Annotated in this window: 23 protein-coding genes and 2 tRNA genes (1 of these 25 running past the window's edge); all 25 read right to left on the bottom strand. The window is 36.9% G+C overall.

The features are described 5' to 3' along the window. Positions 1–856, bottom strand: partial view of a tRNA dihydrouridine synthase DusB gene (gene dusB / locus NSQ69_RS00425; protein WP_002009708.1) — the 5' portion only. Its footprint begins 143 nt before the window's first position; 856 of the gene's 999 nt are visible here — the first part of the coding sequence; the start codon lies at positions 854–856; its stop codon lies beyond the left edge, outside the window. 23 nt (positions 857–879) lie between these two features. After that, positions 880–1,083: a helix-turn-helix domain-containing protein gene (locus NSQ69_RS00420; RefSeq protein WP_002009706.1), complete on the bottom strand. Its 204-nt coding sequence runs from the start codon at positions 1,081–1,083 to the stop codon at positions 880–882. Beyond that, complete coding sequence (gene folK, locus NSQ69_RS00415) at positions 1,035–1,550, bottom strand: 2-amino-4-hydroxy-6-hydroxymethyldihydropteridine diphosphokinase (protein ID WP_002130229.1); 516 nt, start codon at positions 1,548–1,550, stop codon at positions 1,035–1,037. Before folK ends, NSQ69_RS00420 begins: the two co-directional genes overlap by 49 nt. Continuing rightward, complete coding sequence (gene folB, locus NSQ69_RS00410; protein ID WP_002130228.1) at positions 1,547–1,909, bottom strand: dihydroneopterin aldolase; 363 nt, start codon at positions 1,907–1,909, stop codon at positions 1,547–1,549. The genes folK and folB overlap by 4 nt, the downstream gene beginning before the upstream one ends. Continuing rightward, complete coding sequence (gene folP / locus NSQ69_RS00405) at positions 1,910–2,770, bottom strand: dihydropteroate synthase (protein WP_341098864.1); 861 nt, start codon at positions 2,768–2,770, stop codon at positions 1,910–1,912. After that, on the bottom strand, positions 2,745–3,617 hold the full coding sequence (pabC, locus tag NSQ69_RS00400) for an aminodeoxychorismate lyase (RefSeq protein ID WP_340950902.1): 873 nt from the start codon (positions 3,615–3,617) through the stop codon (positions 2,745–2,747). The genes folP and pabC overlap by 26 nt, the downstream gene beginning before the upstream one ends. Next, complete coding sequence (gene pabA / locus NSQ69_RS00395; RefSeq protein WP_002130225.1) at positions 3,611–4,198, bottom strand: aminodeoxychorismate/anthranilate synthase component II; 588 nt, start codon at positions 4,196–4,198, stop codon at positions 3,611–3,613. Before pabA ends, pabC begins: the two co-directional genes overlap by 7 nt. A gap of 5 nt (positions 4,199–4,203) precedes the next feature. Further along, complete coding sequence (gene trpE / locus NSQ69_RS00390) at positions 4,204–5,601, bottom strand: anthranilate synthase component I (protein WP_341098863.1); 1,398 nt, start codon at positions 5,599–5,601, stop codon at positions 4,204–4,206. Between the two features lie 223 nt (positions 5,602–5,824). Then, positions 5,825–6,748 (bottom strand): cysteine synthase A, encoded by a 924-nt coding sequence (cysK, locus tag NSQ69_RS00385; RefSeq protein ID WP_341098862.1) that lies wholly within the window; start codon positions 6,746–6,748, stop codon positions 5,825–5,827. A 117-nt stretch (positions 6,749–6,865) separates the two neighbouring features. Beyond that, positions 6,866–7,741, bottom strand: coding sequence for a redox-regulated molecular chaperone HslO (hslO, locus tag NSQ69_RS00380; RefSeq protein WP_341098861.1), 876 nt, complete (start codon positions 7,739–7,741; stop codon positions 6,866–6,868). A 6-nt stretch (positions 7,742–7,747) separates the two neighbouring features. Beyond that, complete coding sequence (locus NSQ69_RS00375; RefSeq protein WP_002009692.1) at positions 7,748–8,536, bottom strand: type III pantothenate kinase; 789 nt, start codon at positions 8,534–8,536, stop codon at positions 7,748–7,750. Between the two features lie 221 nt (positions 8,537–8,757). After that, a complete protein-coding gene (gene ftsH / locus NSQ69_RS00370) occupies positions 8,758–10,659 on the bottom strand; it encodes an ATP-dependent zinc metalloprotease FtsH (RefSeq protein WP_002091565.1) in 1,902 nt (633 codons plus the stop codon). An 85-nt stretch (positions 10,660–10,744) separates the two neighbouring features. After that, positions 10,745–11,287: a hypoxanthine phosphoribosyltransferase gene (gene hpt, locus NSQ69_RS00365; RefSeq protein ID WP_002124550.1), complete on the bottom strand. Its 543-nt coding sequence runs from the start codon at positions 11,285–11,287 to the stop codon at positions 10,745–10,747. After that, entirely contained in the window at positions 11,284–12,714 is a 1,431-nt protein-coding gene (gene tilS, locus NSQ69_RS00360) for a tRNA lysidine(34) synthetase TilS (RefSeq protein WP_002107305.1), read from the bottom strand. Before tilS ends, hpt begins: the two co-directional genes overlap by 4 nt. Positions 12,715–12,917: 203 nt before the next feature. Continuing rightward, positions 12,918–15,389 (bottom strand): stage II sporulation protein E, encoded by a 2,472-nt coding sequence (gene spoIIE / locus NSQ69_RS00355; protein ID WP_002091571.1) that lies wholly within the window; start codon positions 15,387–15,389, stop codon positions 12,918–12,920. A 261-nt stretch (positions 15,390–15,650) separates the two neighbouring features. Beyond that, positions 15,651–15,722 (bottom strand) — tRNA-Glu (locus NSQ69_RS00350). Positions 15,723–15,735: 13 nt separating this feature from the next. Then, positions 15,736–15,809 (bottom strand) — tRNA-Met (locus NSQ69_RS00345). Positions 15,810–15,968: 159 nt separating this feature from the next. After that, positions 15,969–16,454 carry a S1 domain-containing RNA-binding protein gene (locus NSQ69_RS00340; protein WP_002009683.1) on the bottom strand — a complete coding sequence of 162 codons (486 nt, stop codon included), beginning with the start codon at positions 16,452–16,454 and terminating at the stop codon, positions 15,969–15,971. 87 nt (positions 16,455–16,541) lie between these two features. Further along, entirely contained in the window at positions 16,542–16,901 is a 360-nt protein-coding gene (gene divIC, locus NSQ69_RS00335) for a cell division protein DivIC (protein ID WP_002091572.1), read from the bottom strand. Continuing rightward, positions 16,898–17,551, bottom strand: coding sequence for a spore cortex biosynthesis protein YabQ (gene yabQ / locus NSQ69_RS00330; RefSeq protein ID WP_002091573.1), 654 nt, complete (start codon positions 17,549–17,551; stop codon positions 16,898–16,900). Before yabQ ends, divIC begins: the two co-directional genes overlap by 4 nt. Continuing rightward, complete coding sequence (gene yabP / locus NSQ69_RS00325; protein WP_003186823.1) at positions 17,548–17,835, bottom strand: sporulation protein YabP; 288 nt, start codon at positions 17,833–17,835, stop codon at positions 17,548–17,550. The genes yabQ and yabP overlap by 4 nt, the downstream gene beginning before the upstream one ends. A 79-nt stretch (positions 17,836–17,914) precedes the next feature. After that, positions 17,915–18,190, bottom strand: a complete 276-nt coding sequence (locus tag NSQ69_RS00320) for an RNA-binding S4 domain-containing protein (protein ID WP_002009677.1) — start codon at positions 18,188–18,190, stop codon at positions 17,915–17,917. Between the two features lie 14 nt (positions 18,191–18,204). After that, complete coding sequence (gene mazG / locus NSQ69_RS00315; protein WP_002009675.1) at positions 18,205–19,665, bottom strand: nucleoside triphosphate pyrophosphohydrolase; 1,461 nt, start codon at positions 19,663–19,665, stop codon at positions 18,205–18,207. 12 nt (positions 19,666–19,677) lie between these two features. Further along, a complete protein-coding gene (locus tag NSQ69_RS00310) occupies positions 19,678–21,279 on the bottom strand; it encodes a putative polysaccharide biosynthesis protein (RefSeq protein ID WP_002130218.1) in 1,602 nt (533 codons plus the stop codon). 231 nt (positions 21,280–21,510) lie between these two features. Continuing rightward, positions 21,511–22,047, bottom strand: coding sequence for a stage V sporulation protein T (spoVT, locus tag NSQ69_RS00305; RefSeq protein WP_002009670.1), 537 nt, complete (start codon positions 22,045–22,047; stop codon positions 21,511–21,513). Between the last annotated feature and the right edge of the window lie 59 nt (positions 22,048–22,106).

Raw genomic sequence — 22,106 nt, 5'->3', positions numbered from 1 at the left:
CTGCATGCTTTCTCATCTCTCTTACGGCAACATTTTCGTTCTTTAAATCGATAAGACGATCTAGATGCAACATACATACATCAATTTTCTCACGCACTGTTGGTTCCGGCATTAACTCACCTGTCTCTAAATACTTTACCGTACGATAAATCATCCACGGATCTCCAAGAGCAGCGCGACCAATCATAACACCATCTACACCAATTTCATCAAGCATACGCTTTGCATCTTGTGGTGTTTCGACATCACCATTTCCGATAACCGGAATATTTACAGCCTGCTTTACTTGTTTAATAATATTCCAATCCGCTTTACCTTCATACATTTGCACTCGTGTACGCCCATGAACCGCTATCGCTTGTCCACCAGCACGCTCAACAGCTCTAGCATTTTCTATTGCGAAAATATGTTCTTCATCCCAACCAATACGCATTTTAACTGTAACTGGCTTTTCAACAGCATCTACAACCGCCGCTACCATCTCATATATTTTATTTGGGTCTAAAAGCCACTTTGCTCCTGCATCACACTTAGTGATTTTCGGTACTGGGCACCCCATATTAATATCAATAATGTCTGCTGTCGTATATTTATCTACGTATTTCGCAGCATCTACAAGAGTTTCTTTCTCTCCACCAAAAATTTGTAAACTTAATGGCTTTTCTCTCTCATCGATATATAACATATCTAATGTTCTTTTGTTATTAAGTAATATTGCCTTATCACTTACCATTTCAGCACAAACTAAACCTGCACCAAATTCTTTTACCGTCAAACGGAATGCAGAGTTACACACTCCCGCCATCGGTGCTAGTACAACTGGATTTTTCATCTCAATATTTGCAATCTTTAACACCCGACTTACTCCTTCCTTTACGGTCACTTTGGCATCAATTCGTCTATTGAAACGTTTAATGTTTTAGCGACTTCTACTACAAAATCTTGGGAAGGTGATCTATTGCCCCTCTCAACTTCACCTAAAACCGATACAGATACCCCTAATTCTTTCGCAAAACCTTCTTGCGTATAGCCTTTTAGCTTTCGAAAAGCACGAATGCGTCTTCCCCATTTTTCTGCTTCCATACCGTTACTCCCTCTCGCCTTTTCATTTCTTCTACTTGTGAACGTGAAATATTTTGTTTTATATCTTGATTAATCTCTAACAACGGAACGATAACAAAAGCTCTTTCGAACATCCGCGGATGCGGAACAATCAGATTCTCTGCTTCAATATTTTCTTGATTATATAGTAAAATGTCAAGGTCGATGGTCCTCGGGCCCCATCTAATTTCCCTTTTTCTTCCTAGGTCATTCTCTACCTTTTGTGTTACTTTCAATAATTCTTGCGGTGATAAATTGGTAGAAATTTTTATAACTAAATTTAAAAAGCAATTTTGGTCAGTATAGCCAACCGGATCAGTTTCATATACAGACGAAACATCATCAACTTGGATATGCTGGTTTTTATTTAAAAACTGAATTGCTTCAGTTAAATAAGTATAACGCTCCCCAATATTGGAACCTAATGCAATGTACGCTATATTATTCATGGACGTTCTCTCGTAATTTCTACCGCTACAGCACGATAATGTCCCGGTATCGGCGGATCCGGTTTAATTACCTTAATTGTACATTGTGAAATACTCTCATATTGTTTCAATATATCTGTAGCGATATTTTCAGCAATACTCTCTACAAGCTTATACGTTCTATCTTCAACCACTTTTCTACATAGTTCGAAAAGCTCCCCGTAATTGACAGAATACTCTAAGTCGTCACTTTCTCCTGCACGTTTTAAATCCAACTCCACCGTTAAATCCACTTTAAATCTCTGACCCAATTTATTTTCTTCTGGGAATACACCATGATAACCGTAAAACTCCATATCATGGATATAAATTTTATCCAATTACTTTGCCCCCTTACCAATCATCGCGTCCATCATCTTAGCCATACGCGCCATTTCTTTCACATCATGAACACGGATAAACTCACAGCCCTTTTCAATACCAAGACAAACGGTAGCTCCCGTTCCTTCAAGACGTTCCTCCACTGGCAAATCTAACACATGGCCAATAAAGGACTTTCTTGAAGTACCTAAGAGAACTGGGTAACCCAGTACATTTAACTGTTCTAAATTGCGCATCGCTTCTAAATTTTGCTCAGGTGTTTTCGCAAAACCGATACCTGGGTCTAAAATAATATTCTCATCTCGCACACCAGCATCTTTAGTAATTTTAATACTTTCATACAAATCAGCAATCATATCGGCCATTAAATTGCGGTAATTCATATTATCTCGGTTATGCATTAAGATAATGGGCACATCATAATAGGCTGCAACTTCAGCAATCCTCGGTTCCGCCTTCGCTCCCCAAATATCATTAATAATATGAGCACCAGCTTCAATCGCTTGTTTCGCAACCTCAGCTTTATACGTATCAATAGAAATAGGTAGCTTTACTTCTTTTGACACTGCCTGAATCATTGGAACAACTCGCTTTATTTCCTCTTCTACTGAAACTTTAGCGAAACCCGGGCGGGTAGATTCGCCGCCAATATCAATAATATGGGCACCTTCACTTTTCATTTCTTTCGCATGTCGCACCGCAGCATCTACTTCGTTGTAACTCCCACCATCAGAAAATGAATCTGGCGTTACATTTAAAATCCCCATAATTAATGTCTTTTCATTTAAGTTCAATGTATATTCGCCGCAGCGCAAATCATAATCCCACTTCAAACTACACATCTCCTCTTCGCAATTCATTTCTGCTCCACAATTTCTCTCTCTGCACTCCATAAAGATCCATAAGTCTTTTTGTAACCACTCCCACTTTACCCGGGAAATCTTTCTTCTCTATACGATAAAGAGGGACAATCTCTTGAATAGAGTTCGTTACGAACACTTCATCCGCTGAAAGCAATTCATCTTTTGTAAAGAAACCTTCCTTTACTTCTATATCTAGCTCTTCAGCAGCCTTTATAATAAACGCACGAGTGATTCCGTTTAAAATCCCTGTTTCTAATGAAGGAGTATATAAAATATCTCCTTTAACAAGAAAGAGATTCGAAACAATACCCTCTGCAACATAACCTGTTTCGGTAAGAAAAATACCTTCCTTATTCACAACATTTCCAATTTCGCGTTTCCCTAAAATATTATTTAAATAATGATGGGACTTCAAGCGAAATGCACCCTCTGGTGTATTTCTCACTTGCTTTAAAATAACTCCTTCTTTTTCCACTACATTCCCTGGAGATGCTAAAGGTTTTATAAAAACAATAACAGACGGTTCTTCATATACTTCCGTTTGTAATCCTATTTCATCTATACCCGCCGATACATTTAAGCGCACATATGCATGCTTTAACCCATTCTTAACAAGTAGATTCTTTAAAATAAGCATCACTTCATCTTTTGTCATTGTCCATTTGATTTGCAATATATCTAGCGCATCCATTAAGCGTTCATAATGATCATCCAATAAAAAGGGATGACCATTATAAATACGAAATGTCTCAAAAACCCCAAGTCCATATAGGTAACCGTGGTCATAAGGAGAAATTTTCGCTTCACTCGCTTCTACATACGCGCCATTTACGTAAATTAACACGATGTCACACTTGGGCTATATTTGCGAATGAAATTCTGTAGCAACTCTTTCCCATGAGAAGTCATAATAGATTCCGGATGGAATTGTACCCCTTCAATCGGCAACGTTTTATGACGAAGCGCCATAATTTCACCTTCTTCAGTCCAAGATGTTATCTCTAAACAATTCGGTAACGTCTCTTTTTTAACGATAAGAGAGTGATAACGTGTCGCGGTAAATGGATTTGGGATATCAGAAAAAATCGTCTGCCCATCATGATGCATTAAAGATGTTTTTCCATGCATCAAACGCTCTGCCCTGACAACATCCCCTCCAAATACTTGCGCAATTGATTGATGTCCAAGACAGACCCCAAAAATCGGAAGCTTACCTGCAAAATATTTAATAACCTCCATACTGATTCCCGCCTCATTAGGACTACATGGACCTGGCGAAATCATTAAAAAATCTGGTTTCATATTCTCAATATCCGAAATAGTCACTTCATCATTACGCTTAACAACAAGCTCTTGTCCAAGTTCTCCAAGAAATTGCACTAAATTAAATGTAAAAGAATCATAATTATCAATCATTAATATCATTTCTCTCACCTAACCGTTTCTTCGCTACTTTCTTTTGCACGCCATAAAGCGATTGCTTTTTTTAACGACTCTTTATATTCATCTTTTGGATTTGAATCAATTACAATACCCGCTCCAGCTTGCACATGCGCTTGCCCATCTTTAGCAAGTAGTGTTCGGATTACAATATTCAATTCCGTATCTCCAGAATAACCAATCCAACCAATTGAACCCGTATAAATTCCTCGGCGAACAGGTTCTAATTCTTCAATGATTTCCATCGTACGTATTTTCGGGGCACCGGTAATTGTCCCACCAGGAAATACAGCCTTCACCAAATCGAAAGCATCTTTATCTGCTTCCACCTCACCACGCACATTAGAAACAATATGCATAACGTGTGAGTATTTTTCAATTACCATAAATTCATCTACTTCAACAGTGCCATATTTACAAACCCGGCCCAAGTCATTTCGTTCTAAATCCACAAGCATTACATGCTCTGCTCTTTCCTTTTCATTTTCAATTAATTCTTTCGCTAATTCTTCATCCTCTTGCTCACTTGCTCCTCGAGAGCGCGTACCAGCAATCGGTCTTGTACTCACTTCTTTTCCTTGCTTTTTAATTAGCAATTCAGGCGAAGCACTAACAATTTGAAAATCTCCAAACTCCAAGTAACCCATATATGGAGATGGATTAATTCCACGAAGACTTGTATATATTTCTAGTGGATGTGTTTGTAATGTTCTTTCTTGTCTTGTCGACAAGTTTACTTGAAACACATCACCCGCTCCAATATATTCTTGAATACGTTCAACGGCCTTCATAAAGCCCTCTTCCGTAAAAGCGACTGCTTCATTTTTCTTTTCAGGAGATTCAAACGGCATAGTCACTTCGGGGGCTTCTTTCATCCAAAGACCCTTCCATTCATTTAATCGTTCTTCTGCCTCTTCACACTCATCTACATAATGCGTAATAATCCATAATACTCTCTCCTGTTGATCATACACAAACACGTCATCAAATAACAAAAAGAATATGTCAGGTATATTAATATCATCCTTCGCAAGAGAAGAAAGTTTTTCAATATAACGGATACAATCATAACTAAAGTATCCAATTGCCCCACCCTGAAAAGGTGGATACTCCGGATTATAATCCGTTTTCCATTTCTCCATATACGCTTGCATTAAATCTAACGGATTCCCTCGCTTTATTGTTTCCTTGCCACTTTCACTTATATGTAACGTCTCATTCTTACCCTGAATTACCGCTACTGGATCCAGCCCAACAATATTATAACGACCACCACGTCCACTTTCTAACAAAATATGTTGCGGCTTATCCTGAGAAAGAAATTTATATTGCTTAAAGAAATCTAACTGATATGGAATAGAAAGCGCTAAAGATTTTCTTCGTTGCATATCAACACCCCGTCTTCTGTTATCCCACCCTCTTAAGCCAATCAAATCAAACTACATAAAATTATTTATATAGAGAATGATTATACTTGAGGGCTAGTGAAAATAAATTAGTTATACTACTTCTTATTTTACATGAAGTTTTCTAGTCATTCACTCTTTTCCTTTTTCCAATCAAAAAAGAAAAAGCATCCTTTTTTAAGGATGCTTTTCAAATCACATTCACTTATGACTCAAATTGATAAAGTGGTGTACTTAAATAACGTTCACCGTTACTTGGGATAATAACAAGTACCTTTTTCCCTTTACCTAATTTCTTCGCAACTTCTGTCGCTGCATAAACGACTGCTCCCGAAGAGATACCAACTAAAATACCTTCTTCTTTAGCCACTCTTCTCGCATATTCGAACGCTTGCTCCGTTTTCACTTGAATAATTTCATCATATACCTCTACATCCAATGTCTCCGGAACAAACCCCGCTCCAATTCCTTGGATCTTATGTGGTCCTGGCTTTCCACCAGATAATACTGGTGAATCCGCAGGTTCTACCGCGTAAATTTTGATATTTTTATAAGCTTCTTTCAGCACTTCACCGGCACCTGTAATTGTTCCACCTGTACCAATACCTGCGATAAACGCATCTAATTGATCCCCCATCTGTTCAACAATTTCTGGACCTGTTGTTATACGATGGATTTCTGGATTCGCTTGATTTTGGAACTGTTGTGGTATAAAGTACCCATGTTCTCCTGCTAATTCAGTTGCCTTTCGAATTGCTCCGCCCATTCCTTCAGGTCCTGGAGTCAATACTAATTCAGCACCATAAGCGCGTAATAAATTACGACGCTCAATACTCATTGTTTCTGGCATTACTAAAATTGCCTTATATCCTTTAGCAGCTGCTACCATCGCTAAGCCAATACCTGTGTTACCACTTGTCGGCTCAATGATTGTATCGCCCTCTTTTAATAATCCTTTATTTTCAGCATCTTCAATCATAGCTAACGCGATACGATCTTTAACACTGCTCCCCGGATTCATAAATTCTAATTTTAAATATACATCTGCGCTGTCTGATTCTACGATGCGGTTCAACTTAACGATCGGCGTTTTCCCGATTAATTCTGAAACTGATTGTGCCACTCGCATTCCTGTCACTCCTAACACCGAGTATTTTTATTGGTTTTATCTATATTTAGATTTTGTCAGAAAATTCCCTGTTTGTCAATCTATTTGGGCGGCTGATTCTCCACCTAAACTTCTTTATTACAGCTTCTCAATTAGACTTGCAATATCTTCTTTAGCGAATTTATGTCGTTCATTACAGAAGTGACAGTGAACTTCCGTCTCTTCTTCTTCTGCACGAATTTGTTCTAACTCCGCTTTACCTAAACTAATTAGCACACTTTCAATACGCTCACGTGAACATGTACAATTAAATTGAACATCCATTGTTTCTAGAACTTTCACTTTATCTTCTCCAAGCACTTCATACAGTAATTCTTCTGGAGAAAGACCTTGTTCGATTAATTGTGATACTGGCGGGATTTGTTGAAGACGCTCTTCAATAAATGAAATTGTTTCTTCCTGCGCACCTGGCATAATTTGAAGAATGAATCCACCCGCCGCTAATACGCTATCATCTCCATTTACAAGAACACCAACACCTACAGAAGAAGGCGTCTGCTCAGAAACCGCGAAATAATATGTGAAATCTTCCCCTAGTTCTCCTGAAACAATGGGAGATTGACCAATAAACGGTTCACGCATACCGATATCTTTAATTACCGTTACAAATCCTTCTGTACCTACCGCTTGATATACACGTAATTTCCCTTGTTCCGTTCCTTCAAAATCAACATGCGGATTCGTTACATAACCACGTACATCCCCATTTGCATGAGCATCGACTAAGATAGGACCAATCGGGCCGTTACCCTCTACTTTAATCGTTAACTTCTGCTCGCCTTTTAACATAGCACCCATCATTGTACCCGCAGTTAAAGAACGACCAAGTGCCGCTGAAGCTGTTCTCCATGTATCATGACGCTTTTGCGCCTCACTTACTGTATTTGTTGTACGTACACTATAAGCACGAACCTCTCCATTAAACGCTAACGCTTTTACTAAATAATCTTTCATACTTATTTATTCACCCTTCTCATGTTGTAAATTTGCATTACGCTCATATAACATATACAAACCTTTTAACGTTAAAAACGGATCTACAATATCAATTACATTTGATTCTTCTGAAATTAATTTTGCTAATCCACCTGTTGCAATAACTTTCGGTTCTTGCTTAGCTTCTTCCTTCATACGCTTAACAATACCTTCCACTTGTCCAACGTATCCATAAAGAATACCTGATTGCATTGCACTTACTGTATTCTTCCCGATAACACTACCCGGTTTTGTAATTTCAATACGAGGAAGCTTTGCTGCCCTGCTATATAAAGCCTCTGCCGAAATCATAATTCCCGGCGTAATGACGCCACCCATATAATGCTTCTCTTCGTTAATATAACAATATGTAGTAGCCGTACCAAAATCAACAATAATAAGCGGACTTCCATATAAGTGGATTCCTGCTACTGCATTTACAATTCGGTCCGCGCCTACTTCACGTGGATTTTCATATTTAATATTCAAGCCAGTTTTTATCCCAGGCCCCACTACAAGCGGTTTAATTTTAAAATACTTTTCACACATACGCTCTAAAGCGAACATAATTGGCGGTACGACTGAAGACACAATAATACCTTTCACATCTTCAAAAGAAAGACCTTCATGCTCAAGTAACTGCTTTACAAGCATCCCATACTCATCTTCTGTTTTATGACGATCTGTTTCCATGCGCCAATGCTGACGAAGTTCCCCCTCTTCAAACACACCTAGTACCGCATTTGTGTTCCCTACATCCAATACAAAAATCATATTCTCACCACTTATCTTATTTAATCTATATTTGCGCAGTATGTATAAAACTTACAAAAACATCATATCACACATACTTATATAATCAGTTTTTCTATACTCATCATTGTACAAAAAGATTACTCTCTATTTCAATTTTTAATAATAGTTTCATTCAATTTTTTTTGCCACTTAAATTCATTCCACAAAAAAAGGAGTGACTATTGTCACTCCTTTTTTTCTTACTTATCTTCTGTATCTTCATCGTCTTTCTTCATATTGATGTTTACTTTCACATCATCTGAAGATGTTGGACGCTCAGGTAATCTGCCATAATCATATAAATGATTAATTTGCTCTGCATCTAATGTTTCTACTTCAAGTAACGTTTTTGCGATAATATCAAGCTTATCTCGTTTTTCAGTAAGAATTTGTTTCGCGCGAGCATAACAGTCTTTAATAATTATTTGCATTTCCACATCAATTTCATGCGCGATTGCATCACTGTAGTTTTGTTCTGAATGGAAGTCTCTTCCTAAGAATACCTGACCACCTTGTGAGCTACCAAATTGCATCGGTCCAAGCTTATCACTCATCCCGAATTCTGTAACCATACGTCTTGCAATACCAGTCGCACGTTGGAAGTCGTTGTGAGCACCTGTACTTGCTTCACCAAATACAATCTCCTCAGCTACTCGACCACCAAGTAAACCAGTGATTTTATCAAGTAACTCTGGTTTTGTCATGAAGTAACGATCTTCCTTCGGAAGCATTACCGCATATCCACCAGCTTGACCACGAGGGACAATTGTTACTTTATGAACGATATCTGCTTCATCAAGAACAACACCAATTACAGTATGGCCAGCCTCATGGAATGCAACGATATTACGTTCTTTTTCAGAGATAACGCGACTTTTCTTAGCTGGACCTGCAATAACACGATCCGTCGCTTCATCGATGTCACTCATATCAATTTTCTTCTTATCTTGACGCGCAGCTACTAAAGCAGCTTCGTTTAATAAGTTTTCAAGGTCGGCACCAGAGAATCCTGGTGTACGAGTTGCAATTGCTCTTAAGTTGACATTCTCATCAAGCGGTTTATTACGAGCGTGTACCTTAAGTACAGCTTCACGACCATTTACATCTGGACGATCTACTGTAATTTGACGGTCAAAACGACCTGGACGTAATAACGCTGGATCAAGAATATCAGGACGGTTTGTCGCAGCGATGATAATAATACCTTCGTTTGCACCGAATCCATCCATTTCAACAAGCAATTGGTTCAACGTTTGTTCACGCTCATCATGACCACCGCCAAGACCCGCGCCACGTTGACGTCCTACTGCATCAATTTCATCAATGAAAATGATACAAGGAGCATTTTTCTTTGCATTTTCAAATAAATCACGTACACGGGATGCACCGACACCGACGAACATCTCTACGAAGTCAGAACCACTAATAGAGAAGAACGGAACGCCTGCTTCACCTGCAACAGCACGTGCTAGTAAAGTTTTACCTGTACCTGGAGGTCCCACTAATAGAACACCCTTCGGAATACGGGCACCAACTTCAGCGAACTTACGAGGGTCTTTCAAGAATTCAACTACCTCAACAAGTTCTTGTTTCTCTTCATCCGCTCCAGCAACATCTCTGAAACGAATTTTTTTCTTTTCATCATTGTATAGCTTCGCCTTACTTTTCCCGAAGTTCATAACACGGCTACCGCCGCCCTGAGCTTGGTTTAATAAGAAGAAGAATAAAATGAAGATAATGACAAACGGAATGATAGAAGTAAAGAACGTTACCCAAGCACTTGTTTCTTCTGCTGGTTGATACTTAACTTCAGCCCCTTGCGCTTTATCATTAATTTTCTTTTGTAATTCCTCAGTATTTGGTGCATAAGTAACAAATTGTTCTCCTTGGCTAGAAGTCTTGAATTGTCCCTTTACCTCAAACACACCATTTTTCGGTTGAAGCTGCACATTACGCACTTCACCTTTTTCAAGTTGAGTAATGAATTTATCGTAGCTAACTGATGTCGTTTTTTGCGTCGAACCATTAAAATAGCTCACGATTCCAATTACTACTAAGAATATCAGTAAATAAAAGATGGTATTACGGAAGATACGATTCATTCCTAACCTCCTCTCACGGCATAAACACTATAGTAAATCGTAACATAAAAAAAATTTCCTATACAATTGTAACGCCTATATTTAATTAATTTGAGTAAACACTTGGTTTTAATACTCCTACATAAGGAAGATTACGGTACTGCTCTTTATAATCTAATCCATATCCTACAACAAATTCATGAGGAACAGTAAATCCAACATAATCTGCTTTCAGATCAACCTTACGGCCTGTTGGCTTATCTAATAAAGTAACAATTTTTACAGATTTCGCTTTACGATATTTAAACAGATCCACTAAATAGCTTAGTGTAAGACCGCTATCAATAATATCTTCAACGATTAAAATATCGCGACCTTCTACCGAAGTATCAAGATCTTTTAAGATTTTTACTTCGCCTGTCGAAACTGTAGAGTGACCGTAGCTAGATACAGCCATAAAATCCATTTCAAGATATGTATCTGTTCTCTTTAATAAATCTGCCATAAATGGCATTGCACCCTTTAGTACACCAATCGCAAGAGGTACTGTATTTTTGTAATCCTCTGCAATAACTGCACCTAGTTCGTGCACCTTTTCTTGTATTTGTTCTTCAGAAATTAATACTTTTTCGATATCTTGATTCATCATTTCATTATCCTCCCGGAAGACTCCTTGCTTTTGTAGTGAATAATCATGTATTTACCCTTCTTTGCTAGCTCTTTCGAAGTAGCAAACGCAGATCGTTTCAACAAGGGTACCCAAATAATATTTCCACTTGCGTCACAAACGATCGGCCATTCTTCTCTTTTTTCTTTTGGTACTTTCGCTTCGATAAAAACAGCTTTTATCTTTTTTGTACCATCCATACCTTGCATTGACATGCGATCTCCATTTTCCCTAGACCGAATACGAAGTGGATACGATATATCATTATACTTAGCAACAAATACTGTTTCATTCATGTTACTCGGTATATCTTCGCTCACCTCTGTTACAAGTTTATCCCCATTCGGCAATATAATTGTCCCAGGTACTGATAAATCTTGCGAAAAAGGAGAAACAATTTCTTGTTTAAATCCAAAACCACATTCTTCGTATGTGCGAACAATTTTCAAACCACCTGGAAAATCTAGTGAACCTGAAGGTTGTGCCCGCTTAAAAAATTCAATCACCTTGTCAATATGTATAGAAGAAAGCGAAGATGGAATCTTATATTCATAAAGATAGTTTAATATTAGTTGAATCCCTCTTCTTTGTAAAGGCATAGACATGGATTCAAAGGCAGGAATTGATAAGCTAATTTGTTTATCGCTTTTTTTTGTAATTACTTTATTCATTTTCTCAAAAGCTAATTCCTGCAAATAAGCCTCATCCTCTTGCATCTGCACGCTAAATTTTTGGAATTTCTCATGCATTTGTGGATTTTCTTCTTTCAAATAAGGAAGGACATATTTACGTAATCGATTCCTTGTATATACTTCTTTTTTATTACTCGGATCTATACGCGGAATAACTTTTAATTTATTACAGTAATCAACAATTTCTTCCTTAGTTACCCCAAGTAACGGCCTAATTAAATATCCATTATGAAAAGATCGCTTCACTGCAATTCCTGCGTATCCTTTCGGAGTACTCCCTCGTACAAGGCGCATTAAAATCGTCTCTACTTGATCATCTCCATGGTGACCAAGAGCTACATATCTCGCATCATATTTCTTCATTATTCTTTCCAAAAATGCATATCTGCATTCTCTAGCTGCAACTTGTGCATTCATTCCATATTGCTGTTGATATTGCGACACATTAATCCTTAGCGTTTCACAAATAACTCCTAGCTCTTTGCAAAGACCCTGTACAAACTGTAAATCCTCATAAGATTCATTACCTCTAAACATATGGTCCACATGTGCTACTACAATTTCTAGCTGTTTTTCTGCCCTTTTTTCTAACAAATAATATAAAAGAGCCAAAGAGTCAGGACCACCAGAAACCCCTACAACAATTGTTGAATGTTTCTTTAATACATCATGCTGCTTTACAAAGTCATCTACTTTTTCAACAAATGCATCTTTCAACTTCGCAATCACCTTTCATTAAACAAGAACAACAACATTAGTTACCTTGTATATAATGGTACAACTTTTACAAACATTGTGCAAAAAAAAGATGTACAAAATCCATATTTTTATCTTACATCCCTCCTGTATATTTAACAAAGTAATAACATTACCTTTTTAATCAAAAAAACCTAGGCATCTACCTAGGTTTTTTGATTATTTTATTGCGCCTGCATTCCTACTATTGGAATCGTAGCCCACTTCGGCATATTTTTCTTTACTTTCGCCACCACAATAGTCATATCATCATTTATATAACCATCACCAGAGCGAATTACTTCTTCCATAATAATATCAGCGATTTCCTGTGGGTCCTCTGTTTGTAGTTCTTTAATTTTACGTTTTATCCATAATTCGTGATTCTCCACATGTTGCGCTCCCTCAAAGATGCCGTCACTCATCATGATAAGAAGATCACCCGTTTTTAATTGCTCACCAACCACATCAACTTCAACATCTTCAATGATTCCCATCGGCAAATTACTTGCCTCAATTTTCAAAATATTATTTCCGCGTTTAACAAAACTCGGCGTCGATCCAATCTTTAAAAACTTCGCACTCGCATCCCGCAAATCTACCATAGCCAAGTCAAGCGTTGTATACATCTCCTCTGTCGTCCTTAAAGAAAGAATCGAATTGATGGACTTAATCGCTATTTCTTCATCAATACCTGATTGAAGTATCTTTTGTAATAATTTTACCGTTTCCCTACTCTCCATATGAGCCCTTTGTCCATTTCCCATACCATCACTAATCGCAAGTGCATATTTACCAACGCTCAAATCCATCATCGCGTAGGAATCACCTGAAATAAACCCACCACCTTTTGCAGCTGTGGCCAATCCTGTATCAAGAGAATATGTCTTCGCTGAACCAAATGATATTAAACTGTGCCCATTTGGATATGAGGATTTCTCTTCATGCTTAACGACGATATTCTCTTTTAAAATATCTGAAAGCATTGGAGCAACCAACTTCTCACATTCCCCATGTTCATTAGATGCAGCCGGAATCAACATTTCAATATCAATACTTCCTCTATCTAAACAATAAATATCAACATGCTCCACTTCGACACCAAAATCACGAAACGCTTGTAAAATTTGCTCCTCCTGCGCTTGATGGTTCTCTCTTTCTCGTTGTATCTCCTTAGCGAAATCCTCCATCACTTTTGATACACCTAGTAATTGCTCCGCTACAATTCTACGATTTTCCTTCATTTGTTTTCTTAATTTCTGCCCCTCATAGAAGTGATCTAATTCACCCGCTACTAAATCCGTTACTTTCTTCCCTCTCACACAATGCTTGTCCCATTCACGAACTAACTTCCGATTATGCTGCAGCGTTCCTTCTTCTGTTTCACTCATTATTTGTTTCATATAATCGTATGTTTTATCAAAATTAACTACCCAACATTGATCCTTCTTAAAACATGTTTGACATGTTTTTGCAGTAATTGTACTTAAAAATAAATCAGCTTCTGTTTCTTTATCTTCCTCCTCCACATACCCGTATACAGAAAAGCTATTAGACAAAGCAGCAAATACATTAGCAAATTGATTGATTTTGTTTGCTGTAACATCGCGCACTCTTCTTAAATATTGTTGTTGATCCTGTGAATGTTCCTGTGTACCCGGCATAAATTTAGCAATACGATCCATAACAAGCTTCGGTGTTAATAAGAAGAAAACAATCGCTACACCAGATTCAATTAAAGTTGTTACAATACTTGTTTGCTTGTCTACATATAATGTAATTAAGCTTGTACCAATTAATAAACCTAAACTAACTCCTATACGCTTCCCTTCTTTTAACAATCCCCCAAGCAATCCTGAAAAGGCAAGGAGACTAAGTTGAGACAAGCTCGCCACATTTGCTAAACTTAATATTAACCCAGTGACAACTCCTACCGTGGACCCTGTAGCTGCCCCTGCAATAAAGGCAAATACTAATACTAAATATCTAGTGAAAATATGTTGAATAGAAGCATCATAAACAAACCAATCCGTTGTGCCCGTTAAAACAGATGCTAGTAATATAATTAAACAAACAATTTCTTCTGTTTCTAACGCTTGTTGCTTCCCTTTCCTTTCCACTAAAAGCGGAACACTTTGTAAAAATATCATCGTTAATACGAAGCTAAGCCCCGCTTCGATCGTACTGACGAGCAGATCATACATGGTGACGGTTTGCTGTGCAAAATATACAACAACTAAATGTGCGGTTAATGCGGAGATAAATACTTGGAATGGTACAAGTCCAACAGTTTTACGTGTAAACCGACTAAAGAAGATATTATAAATAAAGAAGGTAAAGATAGATGCAAAAGTAAAAAATAAATTATCTATTGAAACTGAAAGTGCTCCCCCCATTAGGGCTAAGAACGCGAGCGGCATTTTATCTCGCTTCATAACATAAACAGCAGCAAAAAACGGCAATGCAAACGGTAAAATGTTTGTTAATATATATGCTCGTCCCAAAAGAAAACCAATAACAGCAATAATGAATCCCCATCTAAAGAAAACTTTTTCAAACTTCATTCGCAACTTACTCGTCCACTTTATTGTTCCAAGCTGACTTTCATTCATCGCCAATGCACTTGTATTCATAGTATTCCTTCCTGCTTTAGGCATATTTTTAACACCACCTGCATAGTTTAATTACTGTTATTATAAAAGATGATTATTGGTTTTTTTGTCAAAACAACAGTTTTGACTTTTATAATCGTTCGACTTTTTATTCGAAATAAATCTACATATATACATAGTATTTAATTTATTTAAAGAGAGTTGAAAGAATGTTCAGAAAATATAGGGTGATTTTGTAGAAGTATTGTACGTCTTAATTTATATTTAACAAAAAAAGACCATGCAAATTTGCATGATCTTTTTAGATGACCCGTACGGGATTCGAACCCGTGTTACCGCCGTGAAAGGGCGGTGTCTTAACCACTTGACCAACGGGCCGTTAAATTAAATATAGCGGCGGAGGGGATCGAACCCCCGACCTCACGGGTATGAACCGTACGCTCTAGCCAGCTGAGCTACACCGCCATGTCGTCGTATTTAACGGACAATTAGTATATTACATCAGATATATTTTAAAGTCAATACATCTCAAAAACTTTTTTAAAAATATATTCTCTCACATAAAAAAGTACCCGAGTAATTACTCTGGGTACCTCTCTATATGTTAAGAATTAAACGGACTTATTATCCGCGACGTGCGCCACGGCCACCACGTTTAGATTCTGTGTTACGCTTTAAAGAAGTTAAACGATCTTCACTATCTTTTAAAAAGCGTGCCATCTTTTGCTCAAATGTTTCTTTTGGAGCTCGTTCGTTACCGCCACCGCGGTTATCTCTGTTGGAAGAACGATTATTACGTTGTGGACGTCCAGAACGTTGTTGATCACCACCACGTTGGTATTCACCGCGTGGACGATCTCCTTCTGTTTTTTCACGTTCTTTCGCTTTCTTAATAGATAGGCCAATTTTGCCATCTTTTTCAACATTGATAACTTTTACTTCTACTTGGTCGCCTACTTTTAAGTGATCGTTAATATCTTTCACATAATTATCAGCAACTTCACTAATATGAACAAGACCTGTTAAGCCTTCTGGCAGCTCCACAAAAGCCCCAAAATTTGTAATACCTGTTACTTTACCCTGTAACTTGCTGCCTACCTCGATTGACATAAAAAAAATGCTCCTCCTTAGTGGTTAAAAAGTCAAATTTTACTTTATTATATATAATCCTAAAATACAGTGTCAATAAGACATACTCTACTTAGAAACAGGAAAAATTATCTCCCCTTTTCCGGAGAAGAAATAATCCCTTCTAGCAATCTTTAAAACGTACTCTTCATCATTCAACTTTTGAACTTCATCTTTTAGATTCTTTTCTTTTTTCGTTAATGAATCCAGTTCTTTTTTCATGTCCTTAACTTTTGCTTCTTTTGCTTTAATGGAACTGTTTTGTTGATAAAACGTCACACTAATACTAGCAATAATTGTAAAAGCAAAGACAAGAAAAACCGCTAAACGGCGATAAAGTCGCTTCCTGTTCTCATCCGTTTGTATTATATGTTCTTTAACAGGATTTGGACTCTGTTTGTCGATTGTTCTTTGTCTCAGTTCCCTCATTTCCGAGGTCCCCCTAACTTCTTTTTTATACGCACCCATAATTGGAAGATATGTCCCTTCAATTTTGCTACATATTGCAGGAACCCTACATGCTTCATTATAAAAAGTTTAACACGATTAGGGAGAAGTTTCCATATGAGCGAAGCAATAAACCGAACAGGCGAGAAAAAAACTTTCCATATGAAAAGTAATATCCAAATCACCATTTTCCATAACACATGTCCAATTGAAAGCAGTATACGAAATAAGAATAATATAAATGCAATAAATAGCTGTGCTATAATAATAACAGGTTTTATCATGAGTAGCTGTATAATTCGAACAAAAAATTGTGTTGTTTGTACAAAAATATAGATGAGAAAATTTAACATCTTCATGTATAGTGCTTTCAATAAGCTTTGATATGCTGCAAAACCACATAGTAACGCCAAAAATACATATATACGTAGTTCGGCTTCATTTACACGCAGTAATACATAAAAAACGAATAATGCTTGGACAATCCAAAATAGTATATCATGTATAAATACAAGCCAACGTTTACGCTCTTGGCGCTTTAAAAACCGTTGGTATGTATCTAAAGAAGCACCAATCCAAGCACCCATTCCAATCATCGAAAGCATTGTATACAACTGAATTGTTAGGCTCATTTAAATAGCTTACTAAAGAAGCCTTTAGTTTTCTCCCCTTGGTTCTCATCAATATACAGCATTTCATGAACTTTCCCTTTAATTGATACAATACCCTTTTCTACATCTAAATTCTTCATTTGCAAATTTTGACCACGAATTGTTAAAAAACCCATTACAGTCTCGAGTAAAAACTCTTCGCTATCAAAACTCTCTACCTGCTTTACACCGGTAATATCAATTACACGCCTGCCACGCATAATAATATCATGCTCTACCGAAACATTTTGTTGATTAGAAGACATAGGTGAGTAACCATTATTCACGAAAATCCCCCCATAGCTTTATACTAGCTAATAGTAATGTATGAAGGGCTAACCTATTTTAGAACAAGCCTTCTTCCGCTTTCACCTTTTCCTCACGAACGAGACTATACATGTTTGCTGCATCTTCTTTTTTAGTTGTTTCTTTCAATTCATTTACTTTCACAGTTACTATTTTTTGCCCGAAACGAATTGTTAATTCATCCTCTACCTTCACATCTGAACTCGCTTTTGCCACTTGGCCATTAATCGAAATTCTTCCTTGGTCAGACACTTCTTTTGCTAATGTTCTTCTTTTAATTAAACGTGATACTTTCAAAAATTTATCTAGACGCATATCAAATCCCCCTATTAACGCTCTGTTTGTTTTGCCTCTTCCCATAAAATATCTAACTGTTCTAATGATAAATCTTGCATTTCCTTATTCATTTCAGCTACTTTTGCTTCCATGTATAAAAAGCGATCCATAAATTTCTCATTAGTTGAACGTAGCGCTTCTTCTGGATCTAATTTATAATGACGAGCTATATTCACAAATGCAAATAGTAAATCACCAAATTCACCTAGCATCTTTTTCTCATCCATGTTTACAACTTCTTGTTGGAATTCTTGCCATTCTTCTAAGGCCTTCTCTATCATCGGCTGCACATCAACCCAATCAAATCCAACCTTTCCAGCTTTCTTCTGAATTTCATAAGCACGCATTAGTTGTGGCAAGCTTTTTGGAATACCCGCTAAAACAGATTCTTTCACGAATCCCTTTTCTTGTTTTTTAATTTCTTCCCAATTTGCAATCACTTCATCAGCATTATTTACATCCGTATCCCCAAACACATGCGGATGACGACGAACCATTTTCTCAGCTAAAGTCCGAATAATATCATCTATAGAGAACCAACCTTCATCCTCTCCAATTTGGGCATGAAGCATAACTTGTAATAATATATCACCTAGTTCTTCTACTAAATGATCATCATCCTCTTCATCAATTGCTTCTAGCACTTCATACGCTTCTTCAATTAAGTATTTCTTTAAAGATTGATGAGTTTGCTTTTTATCCCATGGGCAACCATTCGGTCCACGAAGATCAGCAATAATTGCTCTAAGCACATCAAATTGCTGATATAAGGACGCACGTTCCTTAACTGGCGGTACATACACACTCGTTAAATTATTTAATTCTGTTTCGTGATCTAACATGTATAACGATACCTTTTTCACTTGCTCGAATGAAGTCCCTGCAGCTGTTACGATATACACTTCGTAATCATCTGGCAAAATCTCCATTAACGTTAGCTTCACATCTGAAGCAACGAATGCATCATACACCTGGCAAAAGATTAAATGTTGACGTAATTCTAATTGTCCTCTTTCAAATGATGTAGCATCAATTAATTGGAACCCTTCAATCGGATCAATTTTTAGACTTGCGAACATCGGATCAAGGAAACTTTGTCCACCTTCAATTCGCACTTCAATATTTGCTGCTTCTCCTTTTTCCAAAAGTAGCTGAACTGTTCTTTCTGCTACAAGCGGATGACCTGGAACAGCATAAATAATTTCTGCGCCTTTAGCTTGTTCTAGCAATGTATTCGCAATTGTTTCATATACGATTTCAAATGTATCATGTGCCTCATATACATTATCAAAGGCCGTATACTTTATAGCTTCTTTCTCCAATTCTTCTATAACTGGGTGCTCCTTCGTTCTAACAAACATATGGTCTGCTTCTTTTATCTTTCGATATACACCCATTGTTAACTGATCTAACTCACCAGCACCTAATCCTAAAATAGTAATGATTCCACTCACAACCAGTCACCTCTATCCACTCTTCTTCAATGAACCTTCTTTTTTCTCTTGTTTCATAACGTTTCCTAATTCTTCTTTTGTAAATACACGTAATTTTAAAATTAAAAACATATATGCTAATCCACCGATAGCTACACCTAACAGCGCTTCAAGCGTCGCAATTCCTCTATGTCCTGTATCAATTACTAATCCGGACATTCGTAACATACGCATAAAGATTATTAATACAAACCCCATACCGATACCACTAATAGCTACACCTAACATATTCCGCCTATCAATAAGCGGCTCCGATACAGCTCGCATAAGTAACACACTATTTAGCAAGGCAATTACAATAAGCGCAACTAAAGTTGCAATTGCAGCTCCCTTTACACCAAAATACGGCATTAATATATAGTTTAAAACTAACTTCAAACAACCTCCAAATACAACGAATATTGCTGGTTTTAATGTTTGTCCCACTCCTTGCAAAATGGAAGCAGTTGTAATTGACAATGAACTAAATAAAATAGATAAAGATAAAATCGATAACACATCTGATCCATCACTATTTTCAAACAACATAATATTTGTAGGTTGAATAATACAAGTTAATCCAATAGCAGCTGCAGATCCAATAACAAATGTTATTTTCATTGCTAACTTTACCTTTTCTTGAATAAATGAAAGATCTCCTCTTTCTTTCGCCGCTGTAATAATAGGAATAAGTGACAATGAGAAAGAAGTTGTCACAACAGTACCTAATTGCATAAGCGGGATACTTCTATCATAAACACCTTTTAGTACCTTTGCATTTTCAACTTGCTCTCCCGCACGAATAAGCAAAGTATACAAGGAAATAGAATCCGCCATTTGTATAAAAATAAGGACTAAATTACTAACACAAATCGCTAATCCCTGCCAAAAAAGGATTCGAACAATCCCTTTTTTATTTCTAATTCCCTTCCATCTTTTGAAGAAAATAGCATGGAAATCATGACGCATATAAAGTAAAAGTACGATAATCCCAATAAGCCCGCCTGCAATTGAACCTAGCATGGCACCCGCACCAACTGTATATAAATCAAATCCATGAGCAATAAGGAATAGTGATAAAAATACAATAATAGAAACACGAATCGTTTGTTCAATTACTTGCGAAACAGCCGTCGGCATCATATTATTGAAACCTTGAAAATATCCTCTCGCTACAGATAAAAATGGCATTAGTAGGAATGAAAACGAAATAACACGTAATAATTTATCTAAATGTATATCGCCCATAGCCGATGCAATTGTTTCGGCCCCAAAGAATAATGTAAAAAACCCTATAAATCCAATTCCTAATAAAAACCAAAAAGATACACAAATAATTTCTTCTGCTTCTTTTTGTTTTCCTCGTTCTAATCTTTCTGCGACCATTTTTGAAATAATAATGGGAAACCCATAAGTAGCTAAAATCAAACAAAATCCATAAAACGGATAAATTTGTTGGTAAATATAAAAACCAACATCACCCGCTATATTTTGATATGGAATACGGTAAAAAGCGCTTAATACCTTCGTAACAAAACTTGCGATTGTTAATATAATAGCCCCACGCCAAAAGGCTTGGTACTTCTTCGCTTCCATACAAGAAAACTCCTTTTTCTATTCTCACCCCTCGTATTATATCACAAAGAAAAACTGGCTCTCCTTCATATTCCTTACATTCACTGACTTCTTTCAACAGCAAAAATATTCAATGAAAAAAGGTAGCAAAGCGCTACCTTCGTTCAATATACTTATATCTCCAAATAGTTAATTTCTCAAATAGAAATATCATAATTAGGAAAGATTGCTACTTATAGAAATTACACTTCGCTACTGCTCCATTTGTTTCGCTAAAAAGCTTGCAGCTGTATTTACTGATTTATGCTCTACTTCACTTATAATAGCCTCTTTAGAGAAGATAACGACAGCTCCGATTGGATCTCCATTTGCAATAATCGAGCCAATTGTATAAGAGCTCACTTTTTCTGTTACTCCATCAATAATTGAAATTTCGCTTTCATCTGTCATAATTACAGACTTACGCTCTTCCATTGTCTTCTCAATTAAATCGCCAACACTTTTATTTAAGTATTCTTTTTTAGATGCGCCTGCTACTGCGATAATAGAATCACGATCGCATACAAGCACATTATGTCCTAAGCTATCGTATAAAGCTTCCGTATATTCCTTTGCAAAATTACCTAGTTCACTAATTGGAGAATATTTTTTCAAAATCACTTCTCCATCGCGATCAACAAATATTTCTAGTGGATCTCCCTCACGAATACGTAAAGTTCTACGAATTTCCTTCGGAATTACTACCCTGCCTAAATCATCAATTCGACGTACGATTCCAGTTGCTTTCATTCTAATGCTGCCTCACTTTCTACTGATGATCAAAGTGGTGAATTTACCTGTTCATGTAA

It is taken from the genome of Bacillus sp. FSL R10-2201, from assembly GCF_038008665.1.
Classification (GTDB): domain Bacteria; phylum Bacillota; class Bacilli; order Bacillales; family Bacillaceae_G; genus Bacillus_A; species Bacillus_A mycoides.
The sequence above is the reverse complement of the archived record's forward strand: the minus strand, read 5'-3'. Positions and strand labels throughout refer to the sequence as shown.